The sequence below is a fragment of the Streptomyces sp. NPDC006296 genome (genome assembly GCF_040613235.1).
GTDB lineage: Bacteria > Actinomycetota > Actinomycetes > Streptomycetales > Streptomycetaceae > Streptomyces.
Map to the genome: position 1 here is coordinate 49,523 of NZ_JBEXRT010000023.1, position 19,664 is coordinate 69,186.

The 19,664-nt window shown below is 73.3% G+C and carries 16 protein-coding genes; 13 read left to right on the plus strand and 3 right to left on the minus strand.

The annotated features are described in order from the left end of the window. Positions 1-21: 21 nt before the first annotated feature. On the minus strand, positions 22-1,224 hold the full coding sequence (locus tag ABZ172_RS18040) for an amino acid deaminase/aldolase (protein ID WP_356884710.1): 1,203 nt from the start codon (positions 1,222-1,224) through the stop codon (positions 22-24). Between the two features lie 390 nt (positions 1,225-1,614). On the opposite strand from ABZ172_RS18040, the gene ABZ172_RS18045 reads away from it, so the two are divergent. The 3 genes from ABZ172_RS18045 (at position 1,615) to ABZ172_RS18055 (ending at position 4,713) form a co-directional block, all read left to right on the plus strand. Further along, positions 1,615-2,517: a hypothetical protein gene (locus tag ABZ172_RS18045; protein ID WP_356884711.1), complete on the plus strand. Its 903-nt coding sequence runs from the start codon at positions 1,615-1,617 to the stop codon at positions 2,515-2,517. After that, entirely contained in the window at positions 2,514-3,752 is a 1,239-nt protein-coding gene (gene mycP, locus ABZ172_RS18050; protein ID WP_356884712.1) for a type VII secretion-associated serine protease mycosin, read from the plus strand. Before ABZ172_RS18045 ends, mycP begins: the two co-directional genes overlap by 4 nt. Before the next feature lie 232 nt (positions 3,753-3,984). Further along, positions 3,985-4,713 (plus strand): SseB family protein, encoded by a 729-nt coding sequence (locus ABZ172_RS18055; protein WP_356884713.1) that lies wholly within the window; start codon positions 3,985-3,987, stop codon positions 4,711-4,713. 75 nt (positions 4,714-4,788) lie between these two features. Here the strand turns inward: ABZ172_RS18055 and ABZ172_RS18060 are convergent, their stop codons facing one another. Further along, positions 4,789-5,154, minus strand: a complete 366-nt coding sequence (locus ABZ172_RS18060) for a DUF1844 domain-containing protein (protein ID WP_205021838.1) — start codon at positions 5,152-5,154, stop codon at positions 4,789-4,791. Between the two features lie 319 nt (positions 5,155-5,473). Here ABZ172_RS18060 and infC point away from each other — a divergent pair, with 319 nt between their 5' ends. The 9 genes from infC to ABZ172_RS18105 all read left to right on the plus strand — a co-directional run bounded on the left by infC (position 5,474) and on the right by ABZ172_RS18105 (position 15,519). After that, positions 5,474-6,205, plus strand: a complete 732-nt coding sequence (infC, locus tag ABZ172_RS18065; RefSeq protein WP_356884714.1) for a translation initiation factor IF-3 — start codon at positions 5,474-5,476, stop codon at positions 6,203-6,205. 120 nt (positions 6,206-6,325) lie between these two features. After that, a complete protein-coding gene (gene rpmI / locus ABZ172_RS18070; RefSeq protein ID WP_030918579.1) occupies positions 6,326-6,520 on the plus strand; it encodes a 50S ribosomal protein L35 in 195 nt (64 codons plus the stop codon). Between the two features lie 113 nt (positions 6,521-6,633). After that, a complete protein-coding gene (gene rplT / locus ABZ172_RS18075) occupies positions 6,634-7,017 on the plus strand; it encodes a 50S ribosomal protein L20 (protein ID WP_003970214.1) in 384 nt (127 codons plus the stop codon). A gap of 165 nt (positions 7,018-7,182) precedes the next feature. Then, entirely contained in the window at positions 7,183-8,022 is an 840-nt protein-coding gene (locus ABZ172_RS18080; protein WP_356884715.1) for an RNA methyltransferase, read from the plus strand. A 180-nt stretch (positions 8,023-8,202) separates the two neighbouring features. Further along, positions 8,203-9,369: a PAS domain-containing sensor histidine kinase gene (locus ABZ172_RS18085; protein WP_356884716.1), complete on the plus strand. Its 1,167-nt coding sequence runs from the start codon at positions 8,203-8,205 to the stop codon at positions 9,367-9,369. Positions 9,370-9,522: 153 nt separating this feature from the next. After that, complete coding sequence (gene pheS / locus ABZ172_RS18090; RefSeq protein WP_356884717.1) at positions 9,523-10,650, plus strand: phenylalanine--tRNA ligase subunit alpha; 1,128 nt, start codon at positions 9,523-9,525, stop codon at positions 10,648-10,650. Continuing rightward, positions 10,650-13,199 carry a phenylalanine--tRNA ligase subunit beta gene (pheT, locus tag ABZ172_RS18095; RefSeq protein ID WP_356884718.1) on the plus strand — a complete coding sequence of 850 codons (2,550 nt, stop codon included), beginning with the start codon at positions 10,650-10,652 and terminating at the stop codon, positions 13,197-13,199. The genes pheS and pheT overlap by 1 nt, the downstream gene beginning before the upstream one ends. A 360-nt stretch (positions 13,200-13,559) precedes the next feature. After that, positions 13,560-14,900 (plus strand): transcriptional regulator, encoded by a 1,341-nt coding sequence (locus ABZ172_RS18100; RefSeq protein WP_356884719.1) that lies wholly within the window; start codon positions 13,560-13,562, stop codon positions 14,898-14,900. A gap of 88 nt (positions 14,901-14,988) precedes the next feature. After that, entirely contained in the window at positions 14,989-15,519 is a 531-nt protein-coding gene (locus ABZ172_RS18105) for an NUDIX domain-containing protein (protein WP_356884720.1), read from the plus strand. 155 nt (positions 15,520-15,674) lie between these two features. On the opposite strand, the gene ABZ172_RS18110 is transcribed toward ABZ172_RS18105, so the two are convergent. Further along, positions 15,675-16,661: a type II CAAX endopeptidase family protein gene (locus ABZ172_RS18110; RefSeq protein WP_356884721.1), complete on the minus strand. Its 987-nt coding sequence runs from the start codon at positions 16,659-16,661 to the stop codon at positions 15,675-15,677. Positions 16,662-17,772: 1,111 nt separating this feature from the next. Here ABZ172_RS18110 and ABZ172_RS18115 point away from each other — a divergent pair. Then, positions 17,773-19,323 carry an alpha/beta hydrolase gene (locus ABZ172_RS18115; RefSeq protein WP_356884722.1) on the plus strand — a complete coding sequence of 517 codons (1,551 nt, stop codon included), beginning with the start codon at positions 17,773-17,775 and terminating at the stop codon, positions 19,321-19,323. Positions 19,324-19,664: the final 341 nt, after the last annotated feature.

A 19,664-nucleotide genomic window follows, 5' to 3' on the forward strand; every position in this document is an offset into this window, starting at 1 on the left:
GGACCGACGGCGGGGGCCCGCCTACAGGAAGGTGCGGCCCTCACCGCGGTACGTCGGCACGGTGGCGGTGACCCGGTCGCCCTCGATCAGCCGCAGCTCGTCGAAGCGTTCGCACAGCTCACCGGCCTTGGCGTGCCGGAACCACACCTTGTCCCCGATCAGCAGGTCGTCCGCCGGGGCCCCGATCAGCGGTGTCTGGACCTCGCCGGGCCCCTCCTGCGGGTCGTAGCGCAGGCCCTCGGGCAGGTACGGCACCGGGAGCCGGTCGGCCCCCGCCGCCCCGGACGCCGGATAGCCGCCGCCGAGCACCGTCACCACGCCCACGCCCGGCCGCCGCACCACGGGCTGCGCGAACAGCGCCGCCGGACGGCCCGTGAACGAGGTGTAGTTGTCGAACAGCCTCGGCACGTAGAGACCGGACCCCGCCGCGATCTCGGTCACCGCGGACTCGGCGGCGGTGTGCTGGACACTGCCGGTCCCGCCGCCGTTCACGAACTCCAGTCCGGGGGCCACCGCGCGGACCGCCCGCACGGCCTCCGCGCGCCGGACCGCCAGCTCCCTGCGGGCGGCCGCCTGCATCAGCCGGACCGCGCGCGAGCGGAACGGACGGCCGGCCACCGCGTCGCCGACCCCGGCGACATGGCCCTCGTACGCCATCAGCCCCACCAGCCGGAACCCGGGCCTGCGCTGCACCGAGCGTGCCAGCTCGGCCAGCTGTGCGGGGGAGTGCAGCGGAGAGCGCCGCGCGCCGATCCTGACCCGGCCGCCGAGCATCCGCAGCGAGGTGTCCAGCTCCAGGCAGACCCGCACCTCCTCCGTGCCGCCGGCCCGCGCCGCGTCGATGAACTCCAGCTGCGCGTGGTCGTCCACCATCACCGTCACCGCCGCGGCCAGCTTCGGATCGGCCGCCAGCTCGGCGTACGCGGACCGGTCGGCCGACGGATAGGCCAGCAGGACGTCGTCGAACCCGGCGCGGGCCAGCCACAGTGACTCCGCGAGGGTGAACGACATGATCCCGGCGAAGCCCGGACGCGCCAGCACCCGCTCCAGCAGGGCCCGGCAGCGCACCGACTTGCTCGCCACCCGGAGGGGCTTCCCGCCCGCCCGGCGCTCCAGATCGGCCGCGTTCGCGTCGAAGGCCTCCAGGTCGACGACGGCCAACGGCGCGTCGAGGTGGGCGGTGGCCCGGTCGTAGCGGCTCCGGTCAGCGGTACGGACAGTCATGCCCGCAGCCTGCCAGATGTCTGTACCAGTGGGTAGGGGACGTTCGGTGCAGATCCGCCCGCACCCTCCGCCGTGTTCCCACGGGGACCCGTCCACCCCGTAGAGTGACCGGCACGCGACCGACCGGCGGGCCCGTGGGCGGACGGCGGTCCGTGGCCGGTGCGGGGACGTGGACCAGGGGGGCGGATGAGTACCGAGGCGCAGCGCGCTCCCGTCCCGCCCCGACCGACAGCCCCGCCGTCCATACCCGGCAGCACCCCGGCCCCCGCCGCGTCCGGTTCCCGGCCCGTACCCCCCGCGCCCGCGCGCCCCGCCCCGTTCGCCGGGTCCGCGCCGCCCCCGCACACCGCCGCCCGGTTCCTCCCCGGCCCGCCGCCCGCCGCACCTCCCGTGCCGCCGCCCCCCGCGCCCCGGCACGGGCCCTCCGGCGCGACGGACCCCACCCCGCGCCCGGCCGCCCCGCCCCCGCCGTACACCCACCACCCGTACGCCGAGGCACCCGCCGAGACCACCACCCGGCTGCGCCCCGTCCCGGCCGGGGGACCGGGCAGGACCGTGGCCGCCGCCGTCTGCGCCGTGCTCGGCCTCGGACTCATCGGCGGCGCGGTCACCGGCCGTTGGCTCACCGGCGACTCCGCGGCCGACCCGGGCCCGGGCAGCGCGTACACCGTGGGCCGCTCCGCCTGGCACAGCGTGCCCGTCGACACCCTCTTCCCCCGCACCCTCAAGGGCGACGGCGCGGGACCGGGCGCCACCGACCGCGTCTGGACCAGGATCGGCGTCGCGGGCGACAGCGGCTGCGCGGCGGGACTGGACCCGCTGCTGCTCACCACGCTCCGCCCGGTCGGCTGCGAACGCCTGGTGCGCGCCACCTACACCGACGCCACGCACAGCAGCGTCACCACCGTCGGCATGGTGTTCACCGAGGGCGACACCGAGGCCATGGAGGCGCTCGACACCCGCTTCACCACCCAGCACCTCGCCGACCGGGCCGACCTGATGCCGCACACCCACCCGGTCGAGGGCACCGTCGCGGCCGGCTTCGGCGACCCGCAGCGTGCCAGCTGGACGGTGCACGTCCTCACCGACGTGCCTGTCGTGGTGTTCGCCGTCTCCGGCTTCGCCGACGGCCGTACGGTCACCACGCCGCAGCCCGCGGCCCGGGCCATGGCCGACGGCGCCACGACGGCCGTCGCCCAGGCGGGGCTCGGCCACGAGGCCAAGGGCATCGCCGACCGGGTGGAGCGCACCCTGCGCAGGACCGTCACCGACCTCACGGAGAAGCCGGAATGACCCCTCCCCGGTTCCGGGCGCCCGCCGTCGTCGCCGCGGCCGCCGCCTTTGTTTTGCTGCCCGCGGTGCCGGCCCACGCGGACGCCATCCGGGACCAGCAGTGGGGACTGGAGGCCCTCCACACCGCCACCGCCTGGCAGACCACGAAGGGCGAGGGCGTCACGGTCGCGGTCCTGGACACCGGCGTCGACGACGGCCACCCCGACCTCGTCGGCCAGGTGCTGCCCGGCAAGGACCTCATCGGCTTCGGCGCCGGCCGCGGCGACGGGGCCTGGGCCCTGCACGGCACCGCCATGGCCGGCATCATCGCGGGCGCCGGGAACGGCCCCGGACGGAGCGACGGCGTGCTGGGCGTCGCCCCGGGGGCGAAGATCCTGCCCGTGCGGGTGATCCTCGAATCCGGCGACCCGTCGCGCTCCAAGGCCCGCACGTCCCGCGGCAGCGCGCTGGCCGACGGCATCCGCTGGGCCGCCGACCACGGCGCCGACGTCATCAACCTCTCCCTCGGCGACGACAGCGAGTCCGCCCACCCCGAACCGGACGAGGACGCCGCCGTGCAGTACGCCCTCGGCAAGGGCGTCTCCGTCGTCGCCTCGGCGGGCAACAGCGGGGACAAGGGCGACCGGGCCTCCTACCCGGCCGCCTACCCCGGCGTGATCGCCGCCGCCGCCGTCGACGAGTACGGCACCCACGCCGCGTTCTCCACCCGCCGCTGGTACGCGACCGTCAGCGCGCCCGGAGTGGACATCGTCGTCGCCAACCCCGACCGCCACTACTACATCGAGTGGGGCACCTCCGCGGCCTCGGCCTACGTCTCCGGGGCGGTGGCCCTCGTACGCGCCGCGCACCCGGGGCTCTCGCCGGCCCAGATCAAGACCCTGCTCACCGACACCGCGGGCGACACCCCGGAGGGCGGGCGCGACGACGCCAGGGGCTACGGCACGGTCGACCCCGCCGCCGCGATCGCGGCAGGGGCGAAGCTCCGCCCCGAGGGCCTGAGCGCGCGTGCCGCCGAGGCCGGGTACACCCGGCGGTACTTCGGCTCCGGCCCCGACCCCGAGCAGGACGAGGGGAGCCCGGCCGGCCGGCTGGCCCCCGCCGCGGGCGGGCTCGGAGCCGTACTCCTCGTCCTGGCGGTCGTGCTCCGGCGCGGCGGCGGGAACGGCCGCCGGTACGGCGGCGCGGGCACCGACCGGTACGGCCGCGGCCCCTTCGCCGGGGGCCCCTACCGCTGAGCGGAGCGATGCCCTCCCATGGTCCGCCGGGTCAGCTCTGCCCCCCCCGCTGACGTCTCGGCGGGCGGTACGGCGGCGGTCCCGGGGCCGTACCGCGCCGGGCGGCGGGGGAGGCTCCCGGGCCGCTCGGCCGGCGGCCGTCCGTGCCCGCCCGCTCACCCGTGCCTCCGCCCGCCCCGTCCGTGCCCGCCCGGCCGCCCGGGCGGGGGAGGCGACCCACTACGCTCGTCGTGTGGCGCTCAAGAACATCCCGGACCCCGGTTTCTCCGACGACGACGGCACCGCCTCGCCCGCACTGACGGCGGCCCTCGCCGCCTGGGCCGAGGACCGGACGGCCGTCCCCCCGGTCCTCGCGGCACTCCGCGACGCCCGGCTGCTCGTCCCGGTCGTCGCCGTGCTCGGCGAGGTCGAGGAGGACGAGAACGGGCTGCGCCGCGAGAAGACCAGCGACATGGCCGTGCCGACGCTGCGGGCCGGCGGCCGGCGCGCCCTGCCCGCCTTCACCTCCACCGCCTCGCTGGCCCGCTGGGACCCGCAGGCGCGCCCCGTCGCCGTACCCCTGCACCAGGCGCTGCAGGCCGCCGCGCACGAGAAGGCGGACACCGTGGTGCTCGACCTCGCCGGGCCCGTCGCCTTCGAGCTGACCGGTCCGGCGCTGCTGGCCCTGGCCGAGAACCGGGCCAGCGCGGACCCGCTCGACGATCCCGCCGTCGTCGCGGCGGTGCGCGAGGCGGTGGCCGCCGAGCCCGCGGTGCTGCGGGCGCACCTCGGCCCCGGCGCGGCCGACGGCACCCTCGCCCTGGTCCTCGCGCCGGACGCCGTGGTCGCGGAGGCCGCCCGGCGGGTCGCCGACGCGCTCTCCGGCAGCGAGGTGCTGCGCGCGCGGCTGGTGCGCGGGATCGACCTGGCCCTGCTGCCGGCCGACGCCGAGGCCCCGGGCGCCCCGCTGTTCACCCGCTGACGCACGAGGAGCCCGCCGCCCCTCGCGGGCGGCGGGCTCCTCGTGCGTGCATCGGCCGTGGGCTCGGCCGGAGACTCAGCCGTAGACCGGGCCGGTGTACTTCTCGCCCGGGCCCTGGCCCGGCTCGTCCGGCACGAGCGAGGCCTCGCGGAAGGCCAGCTGCAGCGACTTCAGTCCGTCGCGCAGCGGGGAGGCGTGGAAGGTGCTGATCTCGGTCGCGCTCGCGTCGAGCAGCCCGGCCAGCGCCTGGACCAGCTTGCGGGCCTCGTCGAGGTCCTTGTGCTGCTCGCCCTCCTCGGTCAGGCCGAGCTTCACGGCGGCCGCGCTCATCAGATTCACCGCGACGGTCACGATCACCTCGACCGCGGGAACCTCCGCGATGTCGCGGGCCATGTCGTCGAAGCCGGGGTTCTCGGTGCTGGGGGTGGTCGTGTCGCTCATGCCCCACACGATAAGGCCACGCCGCCGCCGCTCCTCCTGCGGGAGCGGTGCGGGCAGCGGGTTCGCCCCGCCCCCGGAGAGCTGCTAACCTTGTGTAACGACCGGCCGGACACCTATGTGCTCGGCCCGCAAGTGGAGGCTCCGATCTCCCACCTGACCGTCCCCCGGGACGGCGGGTCACCGGTCAGGTGGCAGCCATCGTTCCGTACGGACGATGGGGCCGCCCGATTGCGCCCCGCGGTTGCACGCGGCGGTGTTCCGGTAGTCCCTGGAGCCCCGCCTGTGTCCCGTCCGGGGCATTTCTGGTTTCCCGGCTCGGTTGGTCTTTAACAAAAGACGTTACGCGGCTGTCCGCCAGGCGGTCGCGTGGTGCTACCGAGGAGGATCCATCAGCGCCGAGCCCCGCATCAACGACCGGATTCGCGTCCCCGAGGTCCGACTTGTCGGTCCCAGCGGCGAGCAGGTCGGGATTGTTCCGCTTGCCAAGGCCCTGGAGCTCGCACAGGAGTACGACCTCGACCTGGTCGAGGTGGCGGCGACAGCCCGTCCCCCCGTGTGCAAGCTCATGGACTACGGGAAGTTCAAGTACGAGTCGGCCATGAAGGCCCGTGAGGCGCGCAAGAACCAGGCGCACACGGTCATCAAGGAAATGAAGCTCCGGCCGAAGATCGACCCGCACGACTACGACACCAAGAAGGGTCACGTCGTCCGGTTCCTCAAGCAGGGGGACAAAGTCAAGATCACGATCATGTTCCGCGGTCGTGAGCAGTCCCGCCCCGAGCTGGGCTTCCGACTGCTCCAGCGTCTCGCTTCGGACGTCGAGGAGCTCGGCTTCATCGAGTCGAACCCGAAGCAGGACGGCCGGAACATGATCATGGTTCTGGGCCCGCACAAGAAGAAGACCGAAGCCATGGCCGAGGCCCGCGAGGCCCAGGCCGCCCGCAAGGCGGAGCGTCAGGGACCGACCCCCGACGCCGAGTCCGAGGGTGACACCGCTGAGGCCCCGGCCGCAGCGGCCGAGGCTCCGGCCGAGACACCTTCCGAGGCGTGACCTCCGGGGGCAGCCATCCAGGCGCCCCCGGGTCCCTCGGGAACCACCCAAAGATCTGACGTCCCTGCAGTCCGGTGCCCGCACCGTGAGGGGCGCCACTGACGAGGAGATAACGGCGCGATGCCGAAGAACAAGACGCACAGCGGTGCCAGCAAGCGCTTCAAGATCACCGGCTCCGGCAAGGTGCTCCGCGAGAAGGCCGGCAAGCGCCACCTGCTCGAGCACAAGTCGTCCAAGAAGACCCGCTCGCTGACCGGCACGGTCGTCGTGGCTCCGGCCGACGCCAAGAAGATCAAGAAGCTTCTCGGCAAGTGAGGTGCGGCCTCCGGTGCATCCGGAGGCGCCCTCGATCCGACCGGGACCCCATTCGTTTCCGGGTCGGGTGAGTCTGAACTGCGACCACCCGTCCCCGCTGCAAGGAGTTAAAAGTGGCACGCGTCAAGCGGGCGGTAAACGCCCACAAGAAGCGCCGGGCGATCCTCGAGGCCGCCAGCGGTTACCGCGGTCAGCGTTCGCGCCTGTACCGCAAGGCCAAGGAGCAGGTCACCCACTCCTTGGTCTACAACTACAACGACCGCAAGAAGCGCAAGGGCGACTTCCGTCAGCTCTGGATCCAGCGCATCAACGCGGCCGCTCGCCAGAACGGCATGACGTACAACCGCCTCATCCAGGGTCTGAAGGCCGCCAACATCGAGGTGGACCGCAAGATCCTCGCGGAGCTCGCGGTCAACGACGCCAACGCGTTCGCCGCCCTCGTCGAGGTCGCCCAGAAGGCCCTCCCGAGCGACGTCAACGCCCCGAAGGCCGCCTGATCCAGGCCGCACTTCCCAGCGCGTCCCAGCGCTTCGAGCCGGACCCGCAGGCGCACGCCGTCTGCGGGTCCGGTGCGTTGCGGCACGCGTCGCGTACGCAGTCAGCCGTACGCCGAGAAACGTACGCAGAGAAGCCGACTTACGCAGAGAGGCTCGCCGCCGACCATGGGCACCCCCGAACTGATCTCCGCCCGATCGCCGCGGATCGCCGCCGCACGCCGGCTGGCCAGGCGTAATCTCCGCGGCAAGGAGCGCAGGTTCATCGCCGAGGGGCCGCAGGCCGTGCGGGAGGCCGCCGGGCACCGGGGCGGCGACGGCGAGCCCACCCTCACCGAGCTCTTCGCCACCGTCGAGGCGGCCGACCGGTACGCCGACATCGTCGGCGCGGCCCACGCCGCGGGCGCCCGTGTGCACCTCGCGGACCCCGACGTGCTGGCCGGCATCTCGCAGACCGTCACCCCCCAGGGGCTGATCGGCGTCTGCCGCTTCCTGGACACGCCCTTCGAGGACATCCTCGCGGCCCGGCCCACCCTCGTCGCCGTCCTCGCCCATGTGCGCGACCCCGGCAACGCGGGCACGGTGCTGCGCTGCGCGGACGCCGCCGGAGCGGACGCGGTCGTGCTCACCGACGCCTCCGTGGACCTGTACAACCCCAAGTCGGTCCGGGCCTCCGTCGGCTCCCTCTTCCACCTGCCGGTGGCCGTCGGCGTCCCCGTGGAGCAGGCGGTGCGGGGGCTCCGGGACACCGGGGTGCGCATCCTGGCCGCCGACGGCGCGGGACAGGACGACCTCGACGACGAGCTGGACGCGGGCACCATGGGCGGCCCCACCGCCTGGGTCTTCGGCAACGAGGCGTGGGGCCTCCCGGAGGAGACGCGCGCCCTGGCCGACGCCGTGGTCCGCGTCCCCATCCACGGCAGGGCCGAGAGCCTCAACCTCGCCACTGCCGCCGCGGTGTGCCTCTACGCCTCCGCACGGGCCCAGCGCCCGCGACGCGCGGACTGATCCCGCGGCGTGCGCGCGCACGCCGCACCGCCGGGACCGGTCCGGCACCGGATGTACCGGGGTGATCCCGACAACGCGGCGAGCGCGCCTCGGCGACAGGCGGGACTTTCGAAACCCGCCCGAGTAGGGTGGCGAACTCGGGTGCCCACTGCGCCGGTTCGAGAGGTGGGGTACGGGAAGATGGCTGTCGGCACGAGCGGGCCGCGGGAGGCGCACACGGCCGTCGCGCGCGCCTCCTCCGACGGGGCGGCCCCCGGCCGGACCGGCGGGGACATCGCCACGGGCATCGATCCGGACGACCTGCCCGACGGCCTCGTCGTCGCCGACGAGCACGGCCGGGTCGTCTGCTTCAACGCCGCGGCCGCCCGGATCACCGCCACCCCGGGCGAGTCCGTGCTCGGAGCCCCCATCGAGCAGGCACTGCCCCTGGAGGACCTCAAGGGACGCCGCTGGTGGGAGCTGACCGACCCCTACGGCGGTCTCGCCACCCGGGTCGGCCAGCCCGAACGGAACCTCCTGCTCCCCGGCGGCCGCGAGGTCCTGGTCTCCGCCCGCTACGTCCGCGAGAGCCCCACCGGACCGGTCAGGCGTCTCGTCGTGTCCCTGCGGGGCACCGAGGCCCGCCGCCGCACCGAGCTCAGCCACGCCGAGCTGATCGCCACCGTCGCCCACGAGCTGCGCTCCCCGCTGACCTCGGTCAAGGGGTTCACCGCCACCCTGCTGGCCAAGTGGGAGCGCTTCACCGACGACCAGAAGCGGCTGATGCTGGAGACGGTCGACGCGGACGCCCACCGCGTCACCCGGCTGATCGCCGAGCTCCTCGACATCTCCCGGATCGACTCCGGGCGGCTGGAGCTGCGCCGTCAGCCCGTGGACGTCTCCGCCGCCGTCGAACGCCACGTCCAGGCCCTCATCGCGACCGGCCAGGCCCCCGGCCGCTTCCTCGTCCGCACCCGGCAGCCGCTGCCCGCGCTCTGGGCGGATCCGGACAAGGTCGACCAGGTCCTCGGCAACCTCCTGGAAAACGCGGTGCGCCACGGCGAGGGAACCGTCACCATCGAGATCGCCCCTGCGCCCGCACCGGGCAAGAGCGACGAGCCAGGAACGGCGGTCACCGTGAGCGACGAGGGCCCCGGCATCCCCGAGGAGTCGATGGGCCGCGTCTTCACCCGCTTCTGGCGGGGCAGCAAACGCGGCGGCACCGGCCTGGGCCTCTACATCGTCAAGGGCATCGTGGAGGCCCACGGCGGGACCATCGCGGTGGACCGCGCACCCGGCGGCGGCGCCGAGTTCCGGTTCGTGCTGCCGGTCAGCGCACCGGGCTACCTCACAGAGGGGTTCGCGTAGGAAATCGGACAGGGCGGCGGCGCGGGACCCGGGGGCCTCGGCGGCCCACGGGCCGCCCCGCCCCCCGGCGGCCCGTAGACTCGACTCTCGGCACCTTTGCGTCCTCAGTCGTCGAACCAGGTCGCCACCAGCCAATCGGAAGCACGGGAAGAGATGTCGGCACCGAACAAGTCGTACGACCCAGTCGAGGTCGAGGCACTGAAACCGGAAGAGATCGAGCGCATGCGGGACGAGGCGTTCGCCGCCTTCGCTGCCGCCGGCGACCTCGACGCGCTCGCCCAGGCGAAGACCGCGCACACCGGTGGTACCTCGCCCCTGTCGCTCGCCAACCGCGAGATCGGCGCCCTGCCGCCGCAGGCCAAGGCCGAGGCGGGCAAGCGCGTGGGCCAGGCCCGCGGCGCCGTCTCCAAGGCGCTGGCCGCCCGCCAGGCCGAGCTGGAGGCCGAGCGTGACGCCCGGGTGCTGGTCGAGGAGGCGGTGGACGTCACCCTGCCCCACGACCGCACCCCGGCCGGCGCGCGCCACCCCCTGACGACCCTCATGGAGCGCGTCGCCGACGTCTTCGTCGCCATGGGCTACGAGGTCGCCGAAGGGCCCGAGGCCGAGGCGGAGTGGTTCAACTTCGACGCCCTGAACTTCCTGCCGGACCACCCGGCGCGGCAGATGCAGGACACCTTCTTCGTGCGGGGTGCCGACGGCGCCGGGGACGACGAGTCCGGTGTCGTGCTGCGCACGCACACCTCGCCCGTCCAGGCCCGCTCGCTGCTCAGCCGCACGCCCCCCGTCTACGTGGTCTGCCCCGGCCGGGTCTACCGCACCGACGAGCTCGACGCCACGCACACCCCGGTCTTCCACCAGATCGAGCTGCTCGCGGTCGACGAGGGCCTCACCATGGCCGACCTCAAGGGCACCCTCGACCACATGGTCCGGGCGCTCTTCGGCCCGGACATGAAGACCCGGCTGCGGCCGAACTTCTTCCCCTTCACCGAGCCGTCCGCCGAGATGGACATGGTCTGCTACGTCTGCCGCGGCGAGTCCGTCGGCAACCCGGACCGCCCCTGCCGCACCTGCGGCAGCGAGGGCTGGATCGAGCTCGGCGGCTGCGGCATGGTCAACCCGAAGGTGCTCGTCGCCTGCGGTGTGGACCCCGAGAAGTACAGCGGATTCGCCTTCGGGTTCGGCATCGAGCGGATGCTGATGTTCCGCCACAACGTCGAAGACATGCGAGACATGGTCGAGGGTGACGTGCGTTTCACCCGGCCGTTCGGGATGGAGATCTGATGCGCGTCCCGCTTTCCTGGCTGCGGGAATACGTCGACCTGCCGGCGACGGAGACCGGCCGCGACGTACAGGCCAAGCTCGTCTCCGTCGGCCTTGAGGTCGAGACCGTCGAGCAGACCGGCGCCGGGCTCAAGGGCCCCCTGGTCGTCGGAGAGGTCCTGACCATCGAGGAGCTGGAGGGCTTCAAGAAGCCCATCCGCTTCTGCACCGTCGACGTCGGCACCGCCAACGGGACCGGCGCGCCGCAGGAGATCGTCTGCGGCGCCCGCAACTTCGCCGTCGGCGACAAGGTCGTCGTGGTCCTGCCGGGCGCCGTGCTGCCCGGTGACTTCGCGATCGCCGCGCGCAAGACGTACGGCAAGACCTCGCACGGCATGATCTGCTCCACCGACGAGCTCGGCATGGGCGACGACGGCACGCACGGCATCATCGTGCTGCCGCCCGAGTACGAGCCCGGCACCGACGCGATCGAGCTCCTGGAGCTCGTCGACGAGGTGCTCGACATCGCCGTCACCCCGGACCGGGGCTACTGCCTCTCGATGCGCGGGGTCGCCCGCGAGACGGCCGTCGCGTACGGCCTGACGCTGCGCGACCCGGCGCTCCTGGACGTGCCCCCGCCCAACGCGCACGGCTACCCGGTGGAGGTGTCCGACCCGATCGGGTGCGGCAACTTCACCGCCCGCACGGTCACCGGCCTGCGGCCCGAGGCGCGCTCCCCGATCTGGATGCAGCGCAGGCTGCAGAAGGCCGGGATGCGCACGGTCTCGCTGGCCGTGGACATCACCAACTACGTGATGCTGGAGCTCGGCCAGCCGCTGCACGCCTACGACCGCACCCGCGTCGAGGGCCCCATCGGGGTGCGCCGCGCCCGGCAGGGCGAGAAGCTCACCACGCTGGACGGTGCCAAGCGGGTCCTGGACGCCCAGGACCTGGTCATCACCGACGACCGCGGGCCGATCGGCCTCGCGGGCGTCATGGGCGGCGCCGACACCGAGATCGCCGACACCGCCGAGGGCGCGGGGACCACCGAGGTCGTCATCGAGGCCGCGCACTTCGACGCGATCGCCATCGCCCGGACCGCGCGCCGCCACCGGCTGAGCTCCGAGGCGTCCAAGCGCTTCGAGCGCGGCGTCGACCCGCAGGCCGCCGCAGCCGCCGCGCAGCGCACGGTGGACCTGCTGGTCCTCCTCGCGGGCGGCACGGCCGAGGCCGGTGTCACGGAGATCACCGCCCCGTCCGCCCCCCGCACCATCGCGATGCCGGCGGACCACCCCGACCGGGTGGCCGGGGTCGCGTACGGCCGCGAGACCGTCGCCCGCCGCCTCCAGCAGGTCGGCTGCGACGTCTACGGGCAGGACGAGCTGATCGTCACGGTGCCGTCCTGGCGCCCCGACCTGGCCGAGCCGAACGACCTGGCCGAAGAGGTCATCCGGCTGGAGGGGTACGAGAACCTCCCGTCCACCCTGCCGACGCCGCCGTCCGGGCGCGGGCTCACCGACCGCCAGCGGCTGCACCGCCGCGTCGGCCGCGCCCTCGCGGGGGCGGGTTACGTGGAGGCGCCCAGCTACCCGTTCCTCGGTGACGCCGTCCTCGACCAGCTCGGTCTGGACGAGGACGACCCGCGGCGCCGCACGGTCACCCTCGTCAACCCGCTCTCCGACGAGGAGCCCGCGCTGCGCACCACGCTGCTGCCGGGGCTGCTCGGCGCACTGCGGCGCAACGACGGCCGCGGCAGCCACGACCTGGCGCTCTTCGAGACGGGGCTGGTCTTCCTGCCCCGCACCCCCGGAACCGACCCGGCGGGGGAGACCGCGGTCACCGGCGAGGCGAAGGGCGCCCTGCGGCTGCCCGTCGACCGCCGTCCCACCGACGAGGAGATCGCCGGGCTGGACGCGGCGCTCCCGCGTCAGCCGCGCCGTGCCGCGGTCGTCCTCGCGGGCGCCCGCGAGCAGGCCGGCTGGTGGGGCAGGGGCCGTCCCGCCGACTGGGCGGACTCCATCGAGGCGGCGCGCGTCCTCGCCCGCGAGGCGGGCGTCGAGGTCACGGTGCGCGCCGACCGGCACGCGCCCTGGCACCCCGGCCGCTGCGCGGCGCTGTACGTCACCGTCGACGGCGTGGAGACCCTCTTCGGACACGCGGGCGAACTGCACCCGCGCGTCGTCAAGGAGCTCCGCCTGCCCGAGCGGACCTGCGCCATGGAGGTCGAGCTCGACGTCCTGGAGCAGGCCGTCGACGGCGCGCTCCAGGCGCCCCGCATCTCCACCTTCCCGGTGGCGACCCAGGACGTCGCCCTCGTCGTCGACGCGGGCGTGCCCGCCGACACGGTGGAGCAGGCGCTCCGCGAAGGGGCCGGCGAGCTGCTCGAATCGCTGCGGCTGTTCGACGTCTTCACCGGCGAGCAGATCGGTGAGGGCCACAAGTCCCTCGCGTACGCGCTGCGGTTCCGCGCCCCGGACCGCACGCTGACCGTGGAAGAGGCCTCCGCGGCCCGGGACACCGCGGTCGCCCTGGCGGCCGAGCGCACCGGCGCGGTGCTGCGCGGCGCGTAGTCCGTCCCAAGGTGAGACGAAGGGGCGTGTCCGGCCACCGGACACGCCCCTTCTGTTCCCGCGGGGCGGCCGAGGGACCGCACACGGGCCCCGGCCGCCGTCGGGGCGGCGGGGCGTGCGGTCCGGCGCCGGCCGCCCTGCCTCGGAGTGTCGGGCAGGCCGGCAGGGCGATCGGCGCGGAGCGGGTCGTCGAACTGGACGAGGGGGAGCCGACGACCCGGCCGCCTCTTGCGAGGCATTCATTCAAGCGACCGGCGCACCGGCGCGGCAGAGCGCACAGCAGGACGGTTCGGGCATTACGTTCACACCCCGTGTGAACCGTGCTCCACTAGGCTCCTTGCGACACGCAATGGGGGGGCAATGGAGCCCAACGTCCTGCTCGAATCCCTGATCGACGAGGCGGGTGTGTCCCGCGCGGGGCTCGCCGGTCACGTCAACCGGGCCGGCCTCGCCCGCGGGCTGTGCCTGCGCTACGAACACACGGCGGTGTCCCGCTGGCTCAAGGGCCAGCGCCCGCGCGGGCAGGTCCCCGACCTGATCTGCGAGGTCCTGGCCCGCCGGCTGGGCCGGCCGGTGGCGCTCGACGACATCGGCATGGGCCTCACCGGGACGCACACGGAGGCCCGGGGGGCCGGCCTCCCCGGGTTCGTCGAGCACGCGACGGCCCTGTGGCGCTCCGACGAACAGCAGCGCCCGCACCTCGCCACCGCACCCGCCGCCACTGGCACCACGGCCGTGATGCCGGTCTGGGAGTGGGAGAACCCTCCCGAGGACGCCGACGTCTCCCGCCCCGGGCCGCCGTGCGTCGGCACGGCCGACCTGGCGATGCTCCGCGCGGCCCGTACGCACTACGAGCAGATGTACCGGAAGGCGGGCGGCCTCGCGACCAAGCCCCGCATCGTCGGCTTCCTCAACGCCGAGACGGCCCCGCTCCTGCGCGCCGGGTACAGCGACGCCACGGGCCGCCGGCTCCACCGGGCGGCTGCCGGTCTGGTGGCGGTCGCGGGCATCTGCGCCTACGACTCCGACGCCCACGGGCTCGCCCAGCGCTACTTCCACCAGGCCCTGCGCCTCGCCAAGGCCGGCGGGGACCGTGCCCTCGGCGCCTATGTGATCGCCCTGCTGGTCAACCAGTCGCTGCACCTGGCCGAGTTCCGCCGGTCCGTCGCCTTCGCCGAGGCGGCGCTGAGGGCGGCGGGCCCGCACCTCACGCCGGCGCTGGCCGCCGACCTGCACGCGATGCAGGCGAAGGCCTATGCCGAACTCGGCGACCGCCGCGGAGCCCTGGAGTGCATCGGCCGCGCCGAGTCCGAGGCCCGCCGCATCCGCAGCGGGGGCGAGCCGGACGAGACGGGGTACGTCCAGCCGGGTCTCGTCGACATCCAGGTCGCCGAGGCGCTGCTGACCCTCGGGGACCTCGCCTGCGCCCGGGAGCATGCGACGGCGGCCGTACGCTCCCCGGCGCACGACCGCGGGACCGTGCACCGGCTCGCCACGCTGACCCGCCTGGAGCTGCTCCAGGGAGAGGCGGACCGGGCGGCCCGCACGGCCTCGGAGATGGCCGAACGCGCCCGCGGGGTGGAGTCCCTGCGGCTCCGGGACCGGCTGCGCTCGGTGCGCACGGAGCTGGCCGCGAGCGGCAGCGCCGACGCCGCCGCGGCGGCCGGACTCATCGAAGGAGCGCTGCGCGTGCCTCTGTGAGCCCGCCCCGGCGGGGCCCTCACACGTTCCCCTGCGGCCTCGCCCCTGCTCCGATACTGCCATCGACCAGTCGGAAGGTGGCAGAACTGTGCAGTGGACGAACTTGAACGAGCGGACTGTGTATGAGAATCGCTGGTTCCGGGTCAATCTGGCGGACGTCGTCCTCCCCGACGGTCGGCACCTGGACCACTTCCTCATCCGGCTCCGGGCCGTCGCCGCGGCCACCGTCGTCAACGAGGCGGACGAGGTCCTGCTCCTGTGGCGGCACCGGTTCATCACCGACAGCTGGGGCTGGGAGCTCGCCGCGGGCGTGGTCGAGGACGGCGAGGACGTCGCCGCCGCCGCGGCACGGGAGATGGAGGAGGAGACGGGCTGGCGCCCCGGCCCGCTGCGCCCCCTGATGACCGTGGAACCGGCCAACGGCCTGGTCGACGCCCGGCACCACCTGTTCTGGTCCGGCGAGGCGACGTACACCGGGCATCCCGCGCACGCCTTCGAGTCCACGCGCCGCGCATGGGTCCCCCTGGCCCGCGTGCCGGACCTGGTCGCGCGCGGCGAGGTACCGGCCGCGAACACGGCGGCCGGCCTCCTGCTGCTCCACCACCTGCGCCGGGGGTGACGGCAGGCCGTCTCCGCGACGGGTGGGCGGGCGGTCGGGTCACCGTCCGCGGGCGGTCCGCCCGTCCGCGGGGGAGGGGAGAGGTGCGGAGCGGTCGCTGCAGACCCCAGGGAAATCACGGCCGTGCAAGCCTGACCGACTGGCCGGCCCGACCCCTACCGAATCATGAACGGTTCAGGGTGTGCTCCGGAGGAAGGCAGCGGGCTCGGCACGGGCCCCGTCCTGCGCGTGCACCACCAGATGATCGCGGTGATGACGATGACAACGAAGGCCGGAAGGAGCAGGGTGGGGGAACCGACTCCGGAGGACCGGTCGGAGAGTTGCCCGCCCAGGTCGACGCGCAGCAGCGAAGCGCCGAGCAGGGCGCCCGTATTGAGAATGGCGTGGAGGACGATCGCGATCTCCAGGCCCCCGGTGCGCCAGGTGATGATCGCCAGGCAGGTCCACAGCACGAAGTACCAGACGTTGATGTAGAGGTCGGTGGAACCGTGCACCGCCGTGAACAGCACACTCGAGACGAGTACCCCGGCGACGACTCCCGCTCGTGAGCTGCGGGTCCAACTGCCGATGACGCGGAAGACCAACCCGCGGACTCCGTATTCCTCTCCCGTTGTCTGCAGTGGTGTGAGGAGGAGGGTGGCGACGAACATGCCGACGAGGTCGGAGTGCGTCCAGGCCACCTCGGTACTCGGGGCCAGCAGACCGATCAGGTTCACGGCGGCCCAGACGGGGCCGAACACGAGAAGTGCCTTGCCGAACAGGTCGAACCGGAACCGAGAGGTCACCGAGTGCAGTGTCGCGCCGGGCATGCCGTAGAGCCAGCGCTGGATGAGCATGCTCCACGGGATGAGCAGGGCGAGTGACATCATCGAGCCGGCGTGGAAGAGCGGGGTGTAGTCGTCGCCGCCGATGATGGGCGGGGTGTCGCCCATCCGCTGGTCGATGGGGGCGAGCGCCCTGCCGATGGCAGTGGGGAAAATGACGAATCCGGCCAGCAGCAGGACGATCGCCAGGATGCCGCGTCCGATGCGGCGCTTCTCGCCGGCGAGAACGCGGTGGTAGGCCACTCCACCGGGTACGGCGCGGTCGTTGCGCGGCGGGGCGGGTGTGAGGAGCCAGCTGGGTGTGGTCATCGGGTTCATGTGCCTTTCTCTTTGGCGGATCAGCGGCCGGCGGCGTCGAGCGGTGAGGAGTACCGCAGCCGGAAGGTGCGCTCCGTGCTTGTCGGGACGGCGTCGGCGCAGGGTGACGTTCCGTCACAGGGGTGGGCGGACGGGCGCGCTTCGAACGTCCCGCCCCTCTCCGCGACCTGTGGTGTTTCCGACAGGGTCCGGCGAGCCGCGGCAGGTTCAGGCCCACGCCGATCAGAAGCAGCAGCACCGAGACGATGCCGGTCCCCCTGCTCGGCGTCGGGTGGTCGGCGCGGAAGCCGGCTTGCCATCCCTCGGCCGAGGCCGGACGGGAGAGAGCTGTCTGCCGCACAGCGACGGCATCCGTCGCTCTAATGGCATGTACCTGCCCTTTCGGTCGTCGGTCGCGATGCCACTAGTACGCCGTGTCAGTGAGACGCTAGCACGGTGTACTAGAGGTTGCGTAGGGGGCCGAGGAGCAGGAGAGGGGCGAGGGCACGCGAGAGGTTCTTGCACGCTGAGGCTGAGGTGATCGCCGAGGACGTGGGGCGAGGCTGAGCGGTCGCGGCACGTGTGGAATCGAGCGTCGGGTCAGCGTGACGAGCTCTCGGGGCCCGCGCGGCAGACCTAGGTCTACCCCACCCCCGACCTTGGTCGCAGAACGCCTTCCACCGGGGTCCAGGAAGGTTCGAGACATAGGTCCGATGTCATCGCGATGCCCGCTGGAACAGAATCGTTCGCGTACCGGACGGACGGGACACGGGACGGAGCACGCGGTGGTGAAGGGCGGCCACCTGGCTCCGGACGCCTTCGGGATGGTGCTCGCGGCGCGCTGGTGGCCCCCGCAGCGATCCGCTGGGTAACTGGGCCTGGAGCGGGTCTCCTTGGCCGAGCGACGGCCACCTCTGCGGACGGACAGTCCCGCTCGGGCCGGTCGTGGTCCGCAGCATCGTGTCCGGTGGCTGGGCCCACCCGGGGCTTCAGTCCCGTACCGGACGGAGAGTGCCGAGCGCCTGATCCCGTGGGAGCACGGCGCACCTGCCCCTGAAGCGTGCCGTCTGCCGGTCGACATCCGGCTGGCGGACAGCGACATCTGACATCTGACATCTGAGGAGATCATCGTATGCACAGGAAGAAGGGCCTGTCCCTCGGCCTCGCCACGTCGGCCGTGGCGGCGACCGCCCTCGCCGGGGTGTCGCTGGCGATGACCTCGGACACCGCCGAGGCGGGGACCGACACCTTGCGGTGGGGCTCGTGCAAGGACACCCAGAAGACCGCCGGAACCGGTCCTTCGAAGGCGCCGGGAAAGTCCGGCAAGGCCACCGCTCCCCAGCTGGAGTGCGCGACCCTGGACGTCCCCCTGGACTACACGGACCCAGGAGGCCGCACGATCGGCATCGCCGTCTCCCGGATCAAGAGCGAGAACCCCTCGAAGCGCCGCGGCGCGCTGCTGGTGAACCCGGGCGGACCGGGTGTCGGCGGGCTCGGCTACCCGTACGCGCTCGCCGTCTCGGGGCTGCCGCAGAAGGTGCAGGACGCGTACGACCTCATCGGTTTCGACCCGCGCGGCGTCGGTCGCAGCACGCCGGTGACCTGCGACCTCACGTCCGAGCAGTTGGAGCACCGGCCCGTGTACGCACGGACCGCGGCCGACGTCACGAAGGAGGCGGACCACGCGCGGGACGTCGCCCGGCAGTGCGCCCACTCGAAGACGTCGTGGATGCTGCCGCACGTCAGCACCGCCAACACCGCCCGTGACATGGACCGGATCAGGATGGCCCTCGGCGAGTCCAAGATCTCGTACCTCGGCACTTCCTACGGCACTTCCCTCGGTGCGGTCTACACGACGCTCTTCCCGAAGAAGAGCGACCGGTTCGTGCTGGACAGCAACCTCGGCCCGCAGGGGTACGACGTCAGGGCGATGCGGCAGTTCGGCCGGGGCATGGAGGACCGGTTCCCGGACTTCGCGAAGTACGCCGCCGCGCACCCGGAGTACGGTCTGGGCGACACCCCCCGGCGCGTGGAGCGGAAGTTCCACGAACTGGCGGACAGGCTGGACAGGAAGCCGGCCCAGGGGTACGACGGGACGCGCTTCCGCCTGGACACGTTCAGCCTGCTGTACCTCGACTCCAGCATGCCCCTGATCGCGCAGATCTGGCAGGCCCTGGACACGGGTGAGCCGGTGCCGCCGAATCCGTCGGTGCCGGGCCCCGAGAACTCCACGGCGTCGCGGTACTACGTGACCTGCAACGACAGCCGCTGGCCGAGCTCGATCGCCGCCTATCAGTACAGCACTGCGGTGGACCGCGTGAAGTACCCGCTGGTGGGCGGGTCCATGTCCACGATCGGACCGTGTGCCTTCTGGCCGGACGAGCGCACCGAGCCGCAGGTGCGGATCGGTGACCGGGGACCGTCGAACGTCCTCATGGTGCAGAACGAGCGCGACCCGGGCACGCCGTTGGCCGGTGCGAAGAAGCTGCGGAAGGCGTTCGGCAAGCGGGCCAGGATGGTCACCGTCGACCAGGGTGGCCACGGCATCTACCCGAACGCCTCCAACAGCTGCGCGAGCGAAGCCGTGACCAGGTACCTGGCCGCCGGAAAGCTCCCCGCCGAGGACATGGCCTGCGCCGCGGAGAAGTCGATCGACCGGTCGGAGGACGGGTCGGGCACGTGACTCGGGAGGGCAGTTGAAGCGGCAGCAGTCGCGAGCAGGAAGGGCGAGTGGACTTCATCGTGCCCTCCCACCCCGGGCACCCGCCCAAGAACCGCTGATCCGGCCTCACCCCTCAGCCTGACACCGGAGTTGTCAGGGCGAACTGGAAGCGCCTCGCCGCCCGGCCCGGGTGGCGAGGCGCTCGTGCTTTCAGGGAGTGGCCCGGAGGGCTTCCTGGGCTGGTCCGGCACTGCCGACTCATGTCGACGAGGGGTGCCGAACCAGAGGGACGGCACAGTCGGGCTGTCCCTGTCCCCGATGCCGGCACCGAGGATCGCACCTTGTTGACCGGGGTGCGTTGC

Excerpts from the sequence above, each read along its gene's own strand:
- ABZ172_RS18040 (WP_356884710.1), bottom strand. The coding sequence starts at position 1,224 with ATGACTGTCCGTACCGCTGACCGGAGCCGCTACGACCGGGCCACCGCC.
- mycP (WP_356884712.1), top strand. The coding sequence starts at position 2,514 with ATGACCCCTCCCCGGTTCCGGGCGCCCGCCGTCGTCGCCGCGGCCGCC.
- ABZ172_RS18060 (WP_205021838.1), bottom strand. The coding sequence starts at position 5,154 with ATGAGCGACACGACCACCCCCAGCACCGAGAACCCCGGCTTCGACGAC.
- rpmI (WP_030918579.1), top strand. The coding sequence starts at position 6,326 with ATGCCGAAGAACAAGACGCACAGCGGTGCCAGCAAGCGCTTCAAGATC.
- ABZ172_RS18080 (WP_356884715.1), top strand. The coding sequence starts at position 7,183 with ATGGGCACCCCCGAACTGATCTCCGCCCGATCGCCGCGGATCGCCGCC.
- ABZ172_RS18085 (WP_356884716.1), top strand. The coding sequence starts at position 8,203 with ATGGCTGTCGGCACGAGCGGGCCGCGGGAGGCGCACACGGCCGTCGCG.
- pheS (WP_356884717.1), top strand. The coding sequence starts at position 9,523 with ATGTCGGCACCGAACAAGTCGTACGACCCAGTCGAGGTCGAGGCACTG.
- pheT (WP_356884718.1), top strand. The coding sequence starts at position 10,650 with ATGCGCGTCCCGCTTTCCTGGCTGCGGGAATACGTCGACCTGCCGGCG.
- ABZ172_RS18100 (WP_356884719.1), top strand. The coding sequence starts at position 13,560 with ATGGAGCCCAACGTCCTGCTCGAATCCCTGATCGACGAGGCGGGTGTG.
- ABZ172_RS18110 (WP_356884721.1), bottom strand. The coding sequence starts at position 16,661 with ATGAACCCGATGACCACACCCAGCTGGCTCCTCACACCCGCCCCGCCG.
- ABZ172_RS18115 (WP_356884722.1), top strand. The coding sequence starts at position 17,773 with ATGCACAGGAAGAAGGGCCTGTCCCTCGGCCTCGCCACGTCGGCCGTG.